Here is a 15,212-nt window from a genome sequence, read left to right on the forward strand (position 1 = left end):
CTTAGGAAACCCCCGATATCCGAGGGAGAAAATCATGGGTTTCCTGTCCGACGCGCTGGGTCGCATCCAGCCGTCCGCCACTGTTGCCATCAATTCCAAGGCCGCCGAAATGAAGCGGGCCGGGCAGGACGTGATCTCGCTGGCTGCAGGTGAACCCGATTTCGATACGCCCGAGAACGTGCGGAATGCCGCCATTGCCGCGATCAACTCGGGCAAGACGCGCTACACGGCGGTCGACGGGATTCCCGAACTCAAGGAAGCGGTGGCGCAAAAATTCCGGCGCGACAACAAGCTCGATGTCACGGCGGCTGACTGCTTTGTGGCGGCGGGCGGCAAGCAGATCATCTTCAATGCGCTGATGGCGACGCTCAATGTCGGCGACGACGTGGTGATCCCGGTGCCGTACTGGGTGAGCTATCCCGAGATCGTGCGGCTCTGCGACGCCAATCCGGTGCTGGCGGTGGCGGACGCCTCGAAAGGCTTCAAGCTCAAGCCCGAGGTGCTGGAGCAGGCGATCACCCCCAGGACCAAGTGGCTGATCCTCAACACGCCGTCCAATCCGACCGGCGCCGCCTATACGCGCGACGAGCTGCGCGGACTGGCCGACGTGCTGCTGCGGCACCCGCAGGTGCACATCCTCACCGACGACATCTACGAAGTGCTGGTCTATGACGGCGGCAGCTTCGCCACCATCGCGGAAGTCGAGCCGCAGCTGCAGGCGCGGACGCTGACGATGAACGGCGTCTCCAAGTCGCATGCCATGACCGGCTGGCGCATCGGCTATTGCACCGGGCCCAGGCCGCTGCTGGGCGCGATGAACAAGCTGCAGAGCCAGTCGACCACCAACCCGAGCTCGATCTCGCAATGGGCGGCGGTGGAAGCGCTGAACGGGCCGCAGGATTTTCTCAAGGAGTGGCGCGCCATCTTCCAGGATCGCCGCGACCTGGTAGTGAAGGGGCTCAACGCCAATACCGGGCTCGAATGCCTGACGCCGGAAGGCGCGTTCTACGTCTTCCCGTCGGTCGAGAACCTGCTGGGCAAGACGTCGGGCGGCGGCACGAAGCTGGCGACAGACGAAGATGTGGTGCTGGCGCTGCTGGCCGAAACCGGGGTGGCGCTGGTGCATGGCACGGCCTTCGGGCTGCCGGGGCACATGCGGCTGAGCTACGCCGCGGCCACCAGCCAACTCGAGGATGCGGTCAGCCGCATCCAGGATTTCTGCCACAAGGTCAGCTGATGAACGAGCCATCCTCCGAGCTCGAAGCCTATTCGCAAGGCCTGCTGATGACCGGTGACGGTCATTCGATCTTCTGGGAAGAGGCGGGCAATCCGGCGGGCATTCCGGCGCTGACGCTACATGGCGGGCCGGGCTCGGGCTTTTCGCCTTCAGTGCGCCGGTTTTTCAATCCGGCGCAATATCGCGTCTTCAGCTTCGACCAGCGCAATAGCGGGCGGAGCCGGCCAAGCGCCGGGCGACCGGAGGTCGATCTCTCGACCAATACGACATGGCACCTGGTCGCCGATATCGAGCGGCTGCGCGAACTGATCGGGGTCGAGCGCTGGGTGATTTACGGCAATAGCTGGGGCACGACGCTGGCGCTGGCCTATGCCGAGATGCATCCCGAGCGGGTTGCGGGAATGGTGCTGCAGGGCGTGATGACGACGCGGCAGAGCGAGATCGACTGGCTCTATCGCGGACTTGTGGCGGAGCTGCCGGAGCAATGGTCGGCGTTTCGTGCCGGCGTGCCCGAGGGGACGGACGAAAGCGGGCTGCTTGCCGCCTATAACGAGCTGATGTTCGATGCCGACGCTGCAGTGCGCGACAAAGCGGCCGAGGACTTCCATCGCTGGGAGGCGGCGGCACTGCTGGCCGAGCCGGGCGGCACGTGGCCGGAGCGCTGGAACGATCCGGCCTACCGGCTGGCGCGCGGGCGGATCGTGACGCACTATTTCCGCCACGCGGCGTGGCTGGAGGACGGGCAATTGCTGCGTGACGCGGGGCGTCTCGAGGGCATTGCCGGGGTTCTGGTGCAGGGCACCAGTGACCCGCAGGCGCCTGTCCATACGGCGCGGGAGCTGGCGGCGGCCTGGCCGGAGGCCGAACTGGTGCTGATCGAGGGCGCCGGTCACTCGACCGATCATGCCGCAATGGCCGAGGCGGTGACGGCGGCGCTGGACCGGATGGCCGAGACCATCGTGCAAAAGCAGGAGACGGCCGGCTAGAGGTAGCTCATCAGGCTCATCTTGTCCCCGCTCTCGCTGTCGCTGTCCGAGCTGGTGTCGTTCCACCACGCGCTGCTGCTGCTGTCGGAACTGCCGGTGTTCCACCATGAGCTGTTGCCGGTGGTTGAGCCGAGCATGGACGCGAGCTTGCTGGACGACTGATAGCTGGCGACGGCGGCGGCATAGAGGTTGTCGGACCAGCCGGCGGCGGCGCGCTCCTCCGTGCTCATGGCGCCATAGAGCGAGATGACATTCTGCGAGAAGCCGGCCGGGTTGCTGACGGCATCGGCGGAGTTGAGCGCGGCCAGCACGGCGGCACCGGTGCGATTGCGCATTTCGGAACGGGCCGCGCGGGTCTCGGCCTCCGAGAAGGCGTTGTCGGTATTGAGCGCTACGGCGGCCAGCGAGCGGCTGTCGAAATCCTTGAAATTGGCGGCAGTGCCGCCGGCGGCATATTGCGCGTCGAGCGTGGTGCGAGCATCGGCGCCGACATCGGCAATCGAGCGCAACTCGCCGGTTTCGCCGGCGGCAAGGCGCTCCATGTAGTCGTTGACCGGATCGTTGCTGAAGGTGCCGGGCAGGGTGCCCGGATCGGTCTTGAGCTTGGCGATCATCTGCACGATGGCCTTGCGGGCGTCCGCATAGCCGCTGCTGGCCTTTTCCTCGGGGCCCATGGCGTCGAAATGATCGAGCGCTGCGGCATAGAGCCCGTCGACCTTGCCGGTGACGCGGCCGACCGCCGTGGGGCCGGCGAGGGCCTGGTCGAAGCGGGACTGCAGTTCGGCCTGCGCCGACTTCTGTTCGTCGGCGGTGCAGCTCTGGCCGGCGTTGATGCTCATGGCATAGAGCTCGCGACGATCGACCTTGGAGAGATCGACAGCGGGCTTGCCGTTTTCGCCCAGCGGGCTGGTGAGCCTGGCGTCGCTGAGCAGCTGATCCATGGTGGCGCGCGCCTCGGCGATCACCGTGGCGAAATCCTTGATCGTCATGGCTGCCCTGGCGGCATCCGACAGGGTGATGGTGGTCGCCCCCGACTGGCTGGAGCCGTAGTTCGATGCGGCCGCTGCAGTGGTCTTGGCCTGGCTCTGCGTGCTGGCGAGCAGACTGGCATAGCTCGAGGTGTAGCTGCTGGTGGCACTGATCGACGTCATGGCGCATCTCCGGATCGCTCAGGCGATGAGATGCATCAGCCGTGCCAGAGTCGAACTGCGCGAAATCAATGGCTTACGGCTGGGTGCTGGCATGCAGATTCAGTCGCGCGGCAGAATCTGCCGGGGCAATCGTGCCGGGCAGGGTGCAGGCGCTGCCGAAAAAGAAAGACCCCGCTCGAGGGGATGAGCGGGGTCTTCGGGTCACTGCCGAAGCGGTGACCATTGAGAGGAGCGGCCAGGGAGGAGGAGGAGGCCGCAAGCTCTTGAGGCCAATATCTCCCGGGCGTGATGCCGGTACAAACGCTGGCTCGGAACGGCTGCCATGCATTTTCTGCAAGTACGGCACTTTGTCCTTCGCGCCGGTCGCGAAAAAAAGGCCCCATCCGAAGATGGGGCCTGAATGACTAGGACCGGAGTCCAAATCCAAAGTATGGCAAATGGACGAGGGAGGAGGATACGCCATTTGCCGGTGGGCATCACTCCAGGGAGGAGGAGAGGAGCTTTGCCCGCGTGTCGCAGTCGTGAACCGAGGGAGGAGGATACGGGTCACGTCACATCGACAAGGAGGAATATGCCTATGATAACGATTGTCAGCAATGGGACTTCCCTCATGTCAGCCATGCATTTCTCGCAGGGATTGGTCAGCATGTCTGACCTACGAAACGACGTGGCGGCGATTGCCGCCAGCCTCATCCAGCCCGAAAAAAGAAAGGCTCCGCTCGAGGGGGAGCGGAGCCAAAGTTGCAGGCGCAGAGCGCCCACAAGGGAGGAACACACGACGAGCGCGGGAGGGAGGAGGAGCGCTCAGCCGATGTCTGCGGCGCATATAGGTCCTAGATGCTGACCTAACAATGGCGAGGGCGGTCATGGCAGCTATGCGCGAGGCGCATGTCTGTGGGGGCTGTGCACGTCGCAGCTGTGTCAGTCGCTAAACGCGCCCTGCAGGGCCTCGCTCAGTGTGCCGCCGACGGTGTAGCGCACGTTGCTGATGCGCCAGACGGCGGACTGGGGGTCGTCAGGGTGGGGCGCGGCGGTGAGCTCGAGCGTATCGGAGAAGTCGGCGCCGGGGGCCGAGGCAAAGCCGTAGCTGATGGCGACGAGGGCGGTGGAGCCTTCGGTGGCGATGCTGCCAAGGGTACAGGTGTCGATGGCATCGGGGAAACTGCTCCACGGCACGCCGTCGCCAAGCGACGGCTTCTCGTCCGGATAGGCCCGGGCGATAGTGTCATTGCGGGCCTGCGCATAGGCGATCAGGGTCCGCAGTTCGGCGCTGAGCACACCGGAGAGAACGGCGTCGTCGTCGCCGAGGCGGGAGATGCAGAAGATTTCGCCGATCTGTTGCGGCGCCACCGTCGCAGCCTGGGCGAATGCAGGGGCAGGGAGCAGTGGCAGGCACACAAGGGCAAGGGCCAGACGACGCATGGGAGTTCTCCGGGATGTGGTCCCCGGGACCTAGACGTACCCGCCTGAACCGCCGATGAAGGGCGCTAGAAGCTCCACTCCCTGGCCTTGCCGACGATGAAGTCGCGGAAGACGCCGACGCGCTTGGAGTTCTTGAGCGCCGGCGGATAGACGAAATAGGCTTCGTAGGCGGGGATCTCGATGCCGCCGAGGACGCGCTGCAGGTTGGCTTCATTCTCGGTGACGTAATCGGGCAGCATGGCGATGCCGATGCCGGCACGGGCGGCCTGCATCATGCCGTAGATGGCGTTGACCTTCATGGACGCGCGGCGCGGCGAGGAATCGGGGCGGCCGAGGCGCTCGAGATAGTTGATGTCGCCCAGATAGCTTGGCACAGGTTCGCCAAAGGCGATGATGCGGTGCTTGTCGAGTTCCTCGACCGACTTGGGCTCGCCGTTCTGCGCCAGATATTCCTTGGACGCGTAGAAGTGGTTGTGCACGGTGAACAGCTTGCGCTGGATCATCTCGGACTGGTTCGGGCGATGCAGCCGGATGGCCACATCGGCCTCGCGCATGGCGAGATCGAGCTCGGCGTCGTTGAGTTTGATCTCGATCTGGATGTCCGGATAGAGCAGCAGGAACTCGTGAATGCGCGAACTCAGCCAGGTCGAGCCGATGCCGACCGTGGTGGTGACCAGCAGCGGCCCCGTCGGCACGTCCTGGCTGTCGGACATCTGGGTCTCGACCTGCTGCAGTTCCCAGTGCATGCGATGGGCGGTGCGGAACAACTGCTCGCCGACTTCGGTGAGCACGAGGCCCCGGGCATGGCGGATGAAGAGCTTGAGCCCGAGGTCTTCCTCGAGCGCCGAAATCTGCCGGGAAACGGCAGACTGGCTCATGTTCAGCTTTTCGGCCGCGTGGGTGAAGCTTCCCGATTCAGCAGCAGTGTGAAAGATGCGAAGCTTGTCCCAATCGAGCATTACTCTGCCGCCTCGGCCAGGTCGTGCTCGGCAAGGAAGCGCTCGGCATCGAGCGCGGCCATGCAGCCCATGCCCGCGGCGGTGACCGCCTGACGGTAGATGTCGTCGGTCACATCGCCGGCGGCGAAGACCCCGGGAATGTTGGTCTGGGCGCTGCCGGGCACGGTCTTGAGATAGCCGCCGGGCTTCATGTCGAGCTTGCCGGCGAAGATGGCGGTGGCCGGCGAATGGCCGATGGCGACGAACACGCCGTCGACTGCCTTGTCGGTGACATGGCCGGACTTGGTGTCTCGGATCTTCACGCCCTTGACCGAGGGCGGCATGGTGTCGCCGAACACTTCCTCGATCTCGGCATTCCAGATGACCTCGATCTTGGGGTTCTTGAACAGGCGCTCCTGCAGGATGCGTTCGGCCCGGAACTCGCCGCGGCGGTGCACGACGGTGACCTTGGAGGCGAAATTGGTGAGGAATAGGGCTTCCTCCACGGCGGTGTTGCCGCCGCCGACGACGACCACTTCCTTGCCGCGATAGAAGAAACCATCGCAGGTGGCGCAGGCACTTACGCCGAAACCCTGGAACTTGGATTCCGATTCGAGCCCGAGCCAGCGGGCCTGGGCGCCGGTGGCGATGATGACGCTGTCGGCCGTGTAGACGGTGCCGCTGTCGCCGGTGAGGCGGAACGGACGGTGGTCGAAATCGACCTCGACGATCATGTCGTTGACGGTCCTGGTCCCGACATGTTCGGCCTGGGCCTTCATCTGCTCCATCAGCCAGGGGCCCTGGATGACGTCGGCAAAGCCGGGATAGTTCTCGACATCGGTGGTGATGGTGAGCTGACCGCCCGGCTGAATGCCGTTGATCATGACCGGCTCAAGCATGGCGCGGGCCGCATAGATGGCGGCTGTGTATCCGGCCGGTCCGGACCCGATGATGACGACCTTGGCGTGCATTTTGACGCTCCGCACACGAGACAAAGGAGAGTTGCACTAAAGTAGGTTGTTCCGGAGGGCGCTTTCAAGGCGACAAAGCCACACGGGCCTACCGGAATGACAAGGACTCACCGAAAAGACTCGCTTTGCGGCTCCTACCAGCAAAAAAAAACGCTGCTAGTCGAGCGCTGCCAGCGTACGACCAACGAATCACCACTCTTGGAAATCCTGCGTACGGTGAGTTTCGAAATCGGAGAACCTCCGGGGCGGACGTCATCCGCAGGACATTCCATAATAACCACGTCCTAAATACAGTTGGTCACAACGAATATTGCGGTTCCTCGCAGACTGCGGTATCCTCTCTTGAACAGTTGTGAGGATAAGAATGGCAATTCTTCCGATCACGGGCAGCTTTGCTGCCATAAGTCCAATTCTGGAATATCTTAGGCCAAGTCGATCTCCATATTTTATTCCGGCTGCTGTAGGCGCGGTGCTCCTGTCGAGATTTATCCTTGGGCTAGAGCCCCGGTTCGACAAGAACATGTTCTTGATCAATACTCAGATGTTTCTTTTGCCCACAATTTTGGTTTTTCTGGCGTTTTCTATACTATCTGTGAATTATCATGACCCCAACCTTTCCAAGGAGGGTGGTCTGACAGATGTGGAGGTCGTTGCCGAGATAGATGGGCAGTTAAAGTTCGCAAGAGCGATGGGGATTGCGGTGGCTTTGAGTTGTCTCTATTGGCTACAAATACTAGGTCCAGTTGACAAGCCGTTTTCTATCGCTGCGTATATAATAACACTTCTTCATCTATCGACATTTTTATTGTATATGCTTCTATATAATATCAGAGAAGAAGATCCTAGAAGGTACGCGTTTTTCCAAGTTGCGGCTTTAATGAGTATCGTTCTTGTCGTTGGCGTCCTTGCATCTAGCGCTATAGATACCGATGACGGCAGTCCGTTTACTAATTGCTTGGTGGAGTTCAGTGTGACTGCGTCGGGAATTTCTGATGGCGCGGCAGTAAAGGGTCAAGAAGTTATTTCAAGTTCAAGTTGCACTGGTTCTTCTGGCGCAGACCACAATAACTTCGCGATGGACGAAGAGGGATTCAACATTGAGAATCAGACGCCACAACGGCGTCTGGAAGCGCTGGACCCCATGTTTGTGATTGCTGCCAGCTTCGCAGCGCTCTGGCTCTTTTACGAGTGGTTCTGGGTTGGGTTCTTTCGCAATGCTATCCGAGTCAGCGTCACCGTGCTCGATGACGCTGATCGAAAAGAGAAGGGAAAGAAAAATTCCTGAAAATCCTCAGATGTACTCGACCTGGAGGATCTCGTAGCCGCGCGCGCCACCGGGCGCTGCGACTTCGATGGCGTCGCCGACCGACTTGCCAATCATGGCGCGGGCGATGGGAGACGAAATCGAGATCCGGCCGTTGCTGGCATCTGCTTCTGCGTCGCCGACGATCTGATACTGCTTTTCCTGCTCGGTATCCTCGTCGATCAGCTTGACCGTGGCGCCGAACTTGATGGTCGAGCCGGACAGCGACTTGGGGTCGACCACTTCGGCCAGCGCCAGCAGCGCTTCCAGTTCCTGGATGCGGCCCTCATTGAGGCTCTGCTGCTCCTTGGCAGCGTGATACTCGGCGTTTTCCGACAGGTCGCCGTGGGCGCGCGCTTCCGAAATCGCGGCAATGATCGACCGACGGTCCTCGGCAGTACGGCGACGGTATTCTTCCGTCAGAGCCGCATGCCCGGCTGGTGTCATCGGGATCTTGTCCATTGGGTTCTCCAGTCAATAAGCAGCTTCCCGCCAAAGTCATCGGCTTGCACGATACGGCGACTGAGGGAAAGCCCGCTGAATTTGCCCGTGTGCGCTGCGTCGGTCAAGCATGCGCCCGGCGTCAGCCCATATGGGAGTGCGGCCGGGGGTTTCAAGGGCTGCCCGACCCGCTGACCCGCGGTTGGTCCGGGACAGGAGACTACGGGCGCCGATTTACCGATTTTTTGCCACGTTGATCACCGTGATCGGCGCATTAATTGTTCTCATAGCGATCAGGCCCCAGAGTTCTTCGCAAGTTCTCGAAAGGTGGGACAAATCGTGTTCAAATTGATCGCCTGCGCCGTTTCTGTGGTGCTTTTTGCGCTGGGGACCTCGGCCAGCCTTGCGGATGACTGGGTGGCCAAACGGCTGCGCGGCCCGGTGCTGGAACTGGTCGACGGCGAGTGGGTCAAGCTGGCGCGCGGCGCTGTGGTGCCCGACGACCGGGTGATCCGCACCTTGCGCTCGGGGCAGGTCACCTTCGTGCGTGGCGCGGAAATCATCGAACTGGGCGGCGATACGCAGATCCAGATCTTCGATCGCGCCGGCAGAAACAAGTTCACCACCGTCAAACAGTATTTCGGCACGGTCGGCGTCGAAGCCGAGGTGCGCCAGGTGCAGCACTTTTCGGTGCAGACGCCCTATCTGGCTGCCGTGGTCAAAGGCACCCGTTTTGTCGTGACGTCGGATCGCGAGGGCGCTTCGGTCGATGTGCAGCGCGGGCGCGTCGCGGTGAAGGACCGGGATACGCGTCAGTCAACGACGGTCGCAGCGGGGCAATCGGCGAGTTCCTCTAACGGCACACCGCTCGCGGTGGCCGGGCAGGGGCAGTTGCCTGTCGTTTTCGACGCGAAGGGCAAACCGGTTGCAGAAGCAGGCGTCCGGATTGTGGCGAAGCTGGGCGATCCGGCATCGGCCGCCGCCGCGGCACGCGCCGCAGCGCTGGCAGCGGGTCTGAGCCCCAAGCAGGCCGAAAAGGCTGCCAAGGCGGCCGAAAAAGCGGTCGAAAAGTCCAACAAGGACTCCCAGAAAAGCTGCCGAGAAAGCCAACAAGGAAGCAGAAAAGGCTGGCAAGTACGCCGGGAAGGCGGCCGAGACAGCCAGCAAGGAGGCCGAAAAGGCCTCCGAGAAAGCGAACAAGGAAACTGAGAAGGCAGCCGAAGAGGCTTCGAAGGGAGCCGAGAAAGCGTCCGAAGAGGCTTCGAAGGCCTCCGAGAAAGCTGCAAAGGACAACGACTAGCTGCCGGGCGACCCTCTGCAAGGCTACAAAAAGGGCGTGACCCCCGCAGGCCACGCCCTTATTTGCGTCGAGATCCCTGTCTCAGGCGACAGGGGTCAGGTTGTCAGCGGCGGATTTGCCCGTGCGCTTGTCCTTGACGATCTCGTAATTGACTTTCTGGCCCTCATCGAGCCCGTTCAGGCCAGAGCGCTGAACGGCGGAGATGTGCACGAACACATCGGCCCCGCCCTCATCAGGCTGGATGAATCCGTAGCCCTTCTGACCGTTGAACCACTTAACTGTACCGGTAGCCATATAAGTCCCTCTCGCAGTCTGCCGTAGCGGTCCCCACCCCAATCGGGACGACCGCCAATCGAATTCCCGGGTAGTGACGTCAGCAGGCGCGTGTGACTCGCCAGGCACGCACAGTTGGCCCTAATATTCGACGTACTGTACTTAGCGTGAATCTTGGGAAGCGGCAATATGTCGGCGCGCATAGCTACGCTCCCGGCCGCCAATAGGCTGCCAGGTGAGACTTTGCCGCATCGCTTTCTGTCACCGCAATGCCGGAGCGGTGTCCAGGCAGAAGCAGGCAAATAGAGGCAGGCGCGTCCCGGCTCCCCTCGCTGGCCCCGAGACGCAACGATAATAGGCCCGAGTCTGCCGGGTTGGAAGCAGATTTTGCCGGACGGGGCTGGCGCGGGGTCAGCCGAAGAGCAGCTTGGCGCCGACCACGGCCAGCACAGTGGCAAGCAGGAAGCGCAGCACGCGTTCCGGCACGCGGGGTGAAAACCAGCTGGCGATCAGGATGCCGGGCACCGAGCCGACGAGCAGCGAGGCCAGCATGCCGCCATCGACATTGCCGATGGCCCAGTGCCCGAGTCCGGCGACGGCGGTGAGCGGCACGGCGTGGGCAACGTCGGTGGCAACGATCCGCAACAGCGGCAGGCGCGGATAGAGCAGCATCAGGGCGGTGACGCCGATGGCGCCGGCCCCGACCGAGGACACCGAGACGAGCACGCCGATGACGGCGCCGGTGGCGATGGTCAACGCCGTCTGGGTGCGCGGGTCGAGTTCGTTGTGCGAGCGGCTGAAGCCGAGCAGCCAGCGGCGCGCAAACAGGGTAAGGGCGGTGAGGATCAGCATGCCGCCGAGGACTTGCGCGATGAGCTTGCTGGCCGCCGGATCGGCCTCCATTCCGGACATGGTCCAGAGGGTGAGGACGGCTGCCGAGACGCTGCCGATGCCCAGCTTGAGGACGACCGACCAGTCCACATTGCGGTTGTAGCCGTGCATGAGCGTGCCGGCCGACTTGGTGAGGGCGGCATAGAGCAGGTCGGTGCCGACGGCCGTGGCCGGGTGGACATTGAAAAGCAGGATGAGGAGCGGCGTCATCAACGAGCCGCCGCCGACCCCGGTCAGGCCAACAACCATGCCGACGAAAAAGCCGCTGAGCGAGTAGAGCGGATCGATGCCGAACAAATAAGACCCCGCCCCCGCGTGCCAGTGCCGCAACCTAGCCCCGGCGCCGCTGCAAGGCCAGTAGCGCCAGTGGGAAGGGATTCTGCGCCGGGCGCGGGATCGGCAAAATCGTTCCTGATGCCGGCGGCGCGGCAGCGCCCGGAGCCGGGCGGCGGGGGATTTTTTCGTTGCAGGCCCTTCCAGTTGTCACAAGCGTTGTCTAGGAAGGTCAAAACACCGTTTTCTCAAGGGGCACCCCATGTCAGCGATCATCGATATCACCGGCCGTCAGGTTTTCGACAGCCGGGGCAATCCCACCGTGGAAGTCGATGTGGTGCTGGACGATGGCAGCTTTGGCCGCGCCATCGTGCCCTCGGGTGCGTCGACCGGCGCGCACGAGGCGGTCGAGCTGCGCGACGGCGGCAAGGCCTTCCTGGGCAAGGGCGTCACCAAGGCGGTCGACAACGTCAATACCGAGATCCTCTCCGAGATCCAGGGTCTCGACGCGCTGGACCAGCTGGCGGTCAACCAGGCGATGATCGATCTCGACGGCACGCCCAACAAGAGCCGCCTGGGCGCCAATGCCATTCTCGGCGTGTCGCTGGCAGTGGCCAAGGCGGCGGCCGAAAGCGCGGCGCTGCCGTTGTTCCGCTACGTCGGCGGGCCGAATGCGCATGTGCTGCCGGTGCCGATGATGAACATCATCAATGGCGGCGCGCATGCCGACAATCCGATCGACATGCAGGAGTTCATGATCCTGCCGGTCGGGGCTGAATCCATCGCCCATGCGGTGCAGATCGGCTCGGAAATCTTCCATACGCTCAAGAAGGGCCTCGCGGCCGACGGCCACAACACCAATGTCGGCGACGAAGGCGGCTTTGCGCCCAACCTGCAATCGGCGGAAGCAGCGCTGGACTATATCGTCAAGTCGATAGAGAAGGCCGGCTATGCCGCCGGCAAGGACGTCTATCTCGGCCTCGACTGCGCCTCGACCGAGTATTTCAAGGGCGGCAAGTACGCCATGGAAGGCGAGGGCAAGACGCTGTCGTCCGAGGACAACGCCAAATTCCTCGCGGGGCTCGTCGACAAGTTCCCGATCATCACCATCGAGGACGGCATGGCCGAGGACGACTGGGAGGGCTGGAAGATCCTCACCGACCTGCTCGGCAAGAAGGTGCAACTCGTCGGCGACGATCTCTTCGTCACCAATACCGAGCGGCTGAAGTCCGGCATCAAGATGGGCGTCGCCAACTCCATCCTGGTCAAGGTCAACCAGATCGGCTCGCTGTCGGAAACGCTCGATGCCGTCGATACGGCGCATCGAGCCGCCTATACCTCGGTGATGTCGCACCGGTCGGGCGAAACCGAGGACTCGACGATTGCCGACCTGGCGGTCGCCTGCAATTGCGGGCAGATCAAGACCGGCTCGCTCAGCCGTTCGGATCGCCTCGCCAAGTACAACCAGCTGATCCGTATCGAGGAACAGCTCGGCACCACGGCGAAATATGCCGGGCGCGATATTCTCAAGGCCTGATCGGCTTCAGCATTGATCTGACGAGCGGAGGTGCCTTGGGGTGCCTCCGTTTTCCTTTGCTCATCCGGCGCCGATGCGGGCCGCCGCGATGCGGGCGACGAGATCGCCGGGCACGGGCCTGCCGTACTTGAACTGCACCGTGTCCTTGCCGGAGCGGTAGGGGGCGATCTCTGCTTCAAGCGCCAGGTCTGGTGCCGGATAGACCGGGTAGAGGCCGACATGCTTCTTCCAGGCGCCGGCGTAGAGGTAGGTGCCGGCGTACTTGAACAGCACGATGTCGTAGCTGATGGATTCCTCGACGTCGGGCGCCACCTGGCGCAGCGTGTCGCGCAAGAGTTGCAAGACCTCGGCCGCATGCGGCTCCAGCCCGGCGATGTAGTCGGCGACGGTCTTCCGGGTTTTGCGGGGCGCCATGCCAGGTCCTCCCGTGGTCCTGCCAAGCTGTCATACCAGGCCGTTGTCGCCAATGGCCCTGATGCCTGGACAGGGGGTGCGAACAAGCCGCGCGCCAGATTGCGCTTGCTTTTGCCATCGGCTCGGGTAGATGGCGAGCGCCTTCCTCCGAGCAGTCCTTCCCGCATGCGTATCCTTCAGCTTTCCTCCGGCGACCTGGTCGCCGATCGCCGTGCTGCCTATGCCGCAGCGCTGGCGGGTGACAATGACTTTGCCGCAGCGGCAGAACTGATGGAGCAGGCCCTGGAGCTGGCGCCCGGCTGGGCGGCGGGCTGGTGTCTGCTCGGCGACTATCGCAGCGAGACCGGAGACAGCGCCGGGGCCATCGGCGCCTATCGCGAACTGGCGCGGCTCGATCATGACGGATTGTTCGGCGCGGCGCTGAAGCTGGCAGCACACGGCGCGGCACCGGCCCCGCAGGGCACCGAGATTGCCTATGTCGAAACGCTGTTCGACGACTATGCGAGCCGGTTCGAGGCCGAACTGGTGATTGGTCTGGGGTATCAGGCGCCGGTGCGGCTGGCGGAGCTGATCGACAGCGCTCTCGAGCAGAGCGGGCTGGAGCAGGTTGGGTATGTGCTCGATCTCGGCTGCGGCACCGGGCTGATGGGGGAGCGGCTGCGGCGTCGCGCCTCCTTCATGGAAGGCATCGATCTTTCCGGGGCTATGGTCGAGGAGGCCGGGCGCAAGGGCATCTACGACCGGGTGGAGAAGGCCGAACTGATGGCGCATCTGGCCAGCCATTCCGGCACGGTGGACCTGGTGGCGGCGGCCGACGTGCTCAACTATTGCGGCGAGCTGCCGCCGATCCTCGAGGCCGTGCAGCGGCGGCTGGCGCCAGGCGGACTGTTTGCCTTCACGCTGGAGCGCCATGACGGCGACGATGCCATCGTGCTGCAGACCTCTCTGCGCTATGCGCACAACGATAGTGCGGCCCGCGCCGCCTGCCTCGATGCGGGGCTGGAGATCGTCGCCTTCGAGACGGCGCCGCTGCGGCAGGATCGCGGCGTGCCGGTGGCTGGGCTGCTGGTGGTGGTGCGGCAGCCAGGCTCGGTCGGGGCTGGGCTCTCCGATCTGGCAACAGCGCTGCCGCTGGAACCAGTGCTGCCGAACTAGCGGCCGGCTTGCCGCCGCCGCCGCCGGTCGGCGGCAACGAGCGCGACGGCGACGCCGCCCAAAATGCCGGCCGAGGCAAGGGCGAGGCGCAGGGTCAACGGTTCGGCAATCAGCACGACGCCGCCCGCGGCGGCGATGGCCGGCACGGTGAGTTGCACGATACCGGCTGTGGTACGGCTCATCTGCGGCAGCACGGCATACCAGAGAGCGTAGCCCAGCCCCGAGGCAATGGCGCCCGACGCCAGGGCGTAGAGCACTGGCACCGGTTCGAGCGGCCGGCCGAGCATGCCGATGGCGAGGAGGACGATGCCGAGCGGCGCGGCGCGGACGAAATTGCCGGCCGTGTCGGCGAGCGGCGAGGTCGAACCGCGTCCCAGCAGAGTGTAGGCGGCCCAGCAGAGCCCGGAGACGACCATCAGGGCCGTGCCCATGGGATCAGGCGCGACCAGTCCGGGCGAGACCAGATAGGCCAGCGCCGCAAAGGCGATGACCACGCCCAGCCATTCGAGAGGGCTGGGGCGGTCGCCCTTGAGGATGGCCCAGCCCAGAATGCCGAGCTGCACGCTGGCAAAGAGGATGAGCGCGCCGGTGCCGGCGCCCAGCATCAGATACGCGACGGAAAACGACAGGGCATAGCCGGCCAGCGCCGCCGAGGCCGTCCAGCTGCCGGCCACGGCGGTGCGCAGTCGCGTCTGCCGGGACACGAGGAGTATCCAGAGCGTCGCCGCCCCGGCCAGCAGGCGCAGGCCGGTGAAGCTGAGCGCGTCGGCGGTACCGGCGCCCAGTGCCAGGCGGGCCAGCACCGAATTGGCGGCAAAGGCCACCATCGCAATGGCCGTGAGCGCGATGAGCTTCATGTGGGCACGTCCTCGCCAGATCAGACGCTCTTTTACGCCGAAACCGTCGGCGCGGCGACTGCG

The 15,212-nt window shown here is 63.7% G+C and carries 15 protein-coding genes; 6 read left to right on the top strand and 9 right to left on the bottom strand.

What is annotated here, in order from left to right; all coding sequences use genetic code 11:
* Positions 1-34 precede the first annotated feature (34 nt).
* Both AC0L4C_RS11230 and pip read left to right on the top strand, forming a co-directional pair.
* Positions 35-1,237 carry a pyridoxal phosphate-dependent aminotransferase gene (locus tag AC0L4C_RS11230; RefSeq protein WP_473399649.1) on the top strand — a complete coding sequence of 401 codons (1,203 nt, stop codon included), beginning with the start codon at positions 35-37 and terminating at the stop codon, positions 1,235-1,237.
* On the top strand, positions 1,237-2,223 hold the full coding sequence (pip, locus tag AC0L4C_RS11235) for a prolyl aminopeptidase (RefSeq protein WP_473399650.1): 987 nt from the start codon (positions 1,237-1,239) through the stop codon (positions 2,221-2,223). The genes AC0L4C_RS11230 and pip overlap by 1 nt, the downstream gene beginning before the upstream one ends.
* On the opposite strand, the gene AC0L4C_RS11240 is transcribed toward pip, so the two are convergent.
* From AC0L4C_RS11240 to trxB, 4 genes are all read right to left on the bottom strand, one after another.
* Positions 2,220-3,374 carry a hypothetical protein gene (locus AC0L4C_RS11240; protein WP_473399651.1) on the bottom strand — a complete coding sequence of 385 codons (1,155 nt, stop codon included), beginning with the start codon at positions 3,372-3,374 and terminating at the stop codon, positions 2,220-2,222. The two genes, pip and AC0L4C_RS11240, sit on opposite strands and share 4 nt — an antisense overlap.
* A gap of 921 nt (positions 3,375-4,295) precedes the next feature.
* Positions 4,296-4,796 carry a hypothetical protein gene (locus AC0L4C_RS11245; protein WP_473399652.1) on the bottom strand — a complete coding sequence of 167 codons (501 nt, stop codon included), beginning with the start codon at positions 4,794-4,796 and terminating at the stop codon, positions 4,296-4,298.
* A gap of 65 nt (positions 4,797-4,861) precedes the next feature.
* Entirely contained in the window at positions 4,862-5,755 is an 894-nt protein-coding gene (locus AC0L4C_RS11250; RefSeq protein WP_473399654.1) for a LysR family transcriptional regulator, read from the bottom strand.
* On the bottom strand, positions 5,755-6,705 hold the full coding sequence (gene trxB / locus AC0L4C_RS11255; RefSeq protein WP_473399655.1) for a thioredoxin-disulfide reductase: 951 nt from the start codon (positions 6,703-6,705) through the stop codon (positions 5,755-5,757). The genes AC0L4C_RS11250 and trxB overlap by 1 nt, the downstream gene beginning before the upstream one ends.
* Before the next feature lie 364 nt (positions 6,706-7,069).
* Here trxB and AC0L4C_RS11260 point away from each other — a divergent pair, with 364 nt between their 5' ends.
* Positions 7,070-7,990, top strand: coding sequence for a hypothetical protein (locus AC0L4C_RS11260; RefSeq protein WP_473399656.1), 921 nt, complete (start codon positions 7,070-7,072; stop codon positions 7,988-7,990).
* A gap of 6 nt (positions 7,991-7,996) precedes the next feature.
* On the opposite strand, the gene greA is transcribed toward AC0L4C_RS11260, so the two are convergent.
* Positions 7,997-8,470, bottom strand: coding sequence for a transcription elongation factor GreA (gene greA / locus AC0L4C_RS11265; protein ID WP_473399658.1), 474 nt, complete (start codon positions 8,468-8,470; stop codon positions 7,997-7,999).
* Between the two features lie 318 nt (positions 8,471-8,788).
* Between greA and AC0L4C_RS11270 the strand changes: the two genes are divergently transcribed.
* Entirely contained in the window at positions 8,789-9,658 is an 870-nt protein-coding gene (locus AC0L4C_RS11270; RefSeq protein WP_473399659.1) for a FecR domain-containing protein, read from the top strand.
* Between the two features lie 172 nt (positions 9,659-9,830).
* On the opposite strand, the gene AC0L4C_RS11275 is transcribed toward AC0L4C_RS11270, so the two are convergent.
* Together AC0L4C_RS11275 and AC0L4C_RS11280 are read right to left on the bottom strand one after the other, a co-directional pair.
* Positions 9,831-10,043: a cold-shock protein gene (locus tag AC0L4C_RS11275; RefSeq protein ID WP_473399660.1), complete on the bottom strand. Its 213-nt coding sequence runs from the start codon at positions 10,041-10,043 to the stop codon at positions 9,831-9,833.
* 390 nt (positions 10,044-10,433) lie between these two features.
* Positions 10,434-11,210, bottom strand: coding sequence for a sulfite exporter TauE/SafE family protein (locus AC0L4C_RS11280; RefSeq protein ID WP_473399661.1), 777 nt, complete (start codon positions 11,208-11,210; stop codon positions 10,434-10,436).
* A 238-nt stretch (positions 11,211-11,448) separates the two neighbouring features.
* On the opposite strand from AC0L4C_RS11280, the gene eno reads away from it, so the two are divergent.
* Positions 11,449-12,723 carry a phosphopyruvate hydratase gene (gene eno, locus AC0L4C_RS11285; RefSeq protein ID WP_473399662.1) on the top strand — a complete coding sequence of 425 codons (1,275 nt, stop codon included), beginning with the start codon at positions 11,449-11,451 and terminating at the stop codon, positions 12,721-12,723.
* A gap of 60 nt (positions 12,724-12,783) precedes the next feature.
* Here the strand turns inward: eno and AC0L4C_RS11290 are convergent, their stop codons facing one another.
* Positions 12,784-13,137 carry an iron chaperone gene (locus tag AC0L4C_RS11290; protein ID WP_473399664.1) on the bottom strand — a complete coding sequence of 118 codons (354 nt, stop codon included), beginning with the start codon at positions 13,135-13,137 and terminating at the stop codon, positions 12,784-12,786.
* A 165-nt stretch (positions 13,138-13,302) separates the two neighbouring features.
* Between AC0L4C_RS11290 and AC0L4C_RS11295 the strand changes: the two genes are divergently transcribed.
* The gene (locus tag AC0L4C_RS11295; RefSeq protein ID WP_473399665.1) at positions 13,303-14,292 is read left to right on the top strand and encodes a class I SAM-dependent DNA methyltransferase; all 990 of its coding nucleotides are present in this window, start codon (positions 13,303-13,305) and stop codon (positions 14,290-14,292) included.
* Here AC0L4C_RS11295 and AC0L4C_RS11300 read toward each other — a convergent pair.
* Positions 14,289-15,149: a DMT family transporter gene (locus AC0L4C_RS11300; RefSeq protein ID WP_473399667.1), complete on the bottom strand. Its 861-nt coding sequence runs from the start codon at positions 15,147-15,149 to the stop codon at positions 14,289-14,291. The genes AC0L4C_RS11295 and AC0L4C_RS11300 overlap by 4 nt on opposite strands.
* Between the last annotated feature and the right edge of the window lie 63 nt (positions 15,150-15,212).

This window comes from Devosia sp. J20-27, assembly GCF_055808595.1.

Coding starts and splice junctions, on each gene's coding strand:
- AC0L4C_RS11230 (WP_473399649.1), top strand. CDS start 35: ATGGGTTTCCTGTCCGACGCGCTGGGTCGCATCCAGCCGTCCGCCACT.
- pip (WP_473399650.1), top strand. CDS start 1,237: ATGAACGAGCCATCCTCCGAGCTCGAAGCCTATTCGCAAGGCCTGCTG.
- AC0L4C_RS11240 (WP_473399651.1), bottom strand. CDS start 3,374: ATGACGTCGATCAGTGCCACCAGCAGCTACACCTCGAGCTATGCCAGT.
- AC0L4C_RS11245 (WP_473399652.1), bottom strand. CDS start 4,796: ATGCGTCGTCTGGCCCTTGCCCTTGTGTGCCTGCCACTGCTCCCTGCC.
- AC0L4C_RS11250 (WP_473399654.1), bottom strand. CDS start 5,755: ATGCTCGATTGGGACAAGCTTCGCATCTTTCACACTGCTGCTGAATCG.
- trxB (WP_473399655.1), bottom strand. CDS start 6,705: ATGCACGCCAAGGTCGTCATCATCGGGTCCGGACCGGCCGGATACACA.
- AC0L4C_RS11260 (WP_473399656.1), top strand. CDS start 7,070: ATGGCAATTCTTCCGATCACGGGCAGCTTTGCTGCCATAAGTCCAATT.
- greA (WP_473399658.1), bottom strand. CDS start 8,470: ATGGACAAGATCCCGATGACACCAGCCGGGCATGCGGCTCTGACGGAA.
- AC0L4C_RS11275 (WP_473399660.1), bottom strand. CDS start 10,043: ATGGCTACCGGTACAGTTAAGTGGTTCAACGGTCAGAAGGGCTACGGA.
- eno (WP_473399662.1), top strand. CDS start 11,449: ATGTCAGCGATCATCGATATCACCGGCCGTCAGGTTTTCGACAGCCGG.
- AC0L4C_RS11290 (WP_473399664.1), bottom strand. CDS start 13,137: ATGGCGCCCCGCAAAACCCGGAAGACCGTCGCCGACTACATCGCCGGG.
- AC0L4C_RS11295 (WP_473399665.1), top strand. CDS start 13,303: ATGCGTATCCTTCAGCTTTCCTCCGGCGACCTGGTCGCCGATCGCCGT.
- AC0L4C_RS11300 (WP_473399667.1), bottom strand. CDS start 15,149: ATGAAGCTCATCGCGCTCACGGCCATTGCGATGGTGGCCTTTGCCGCC.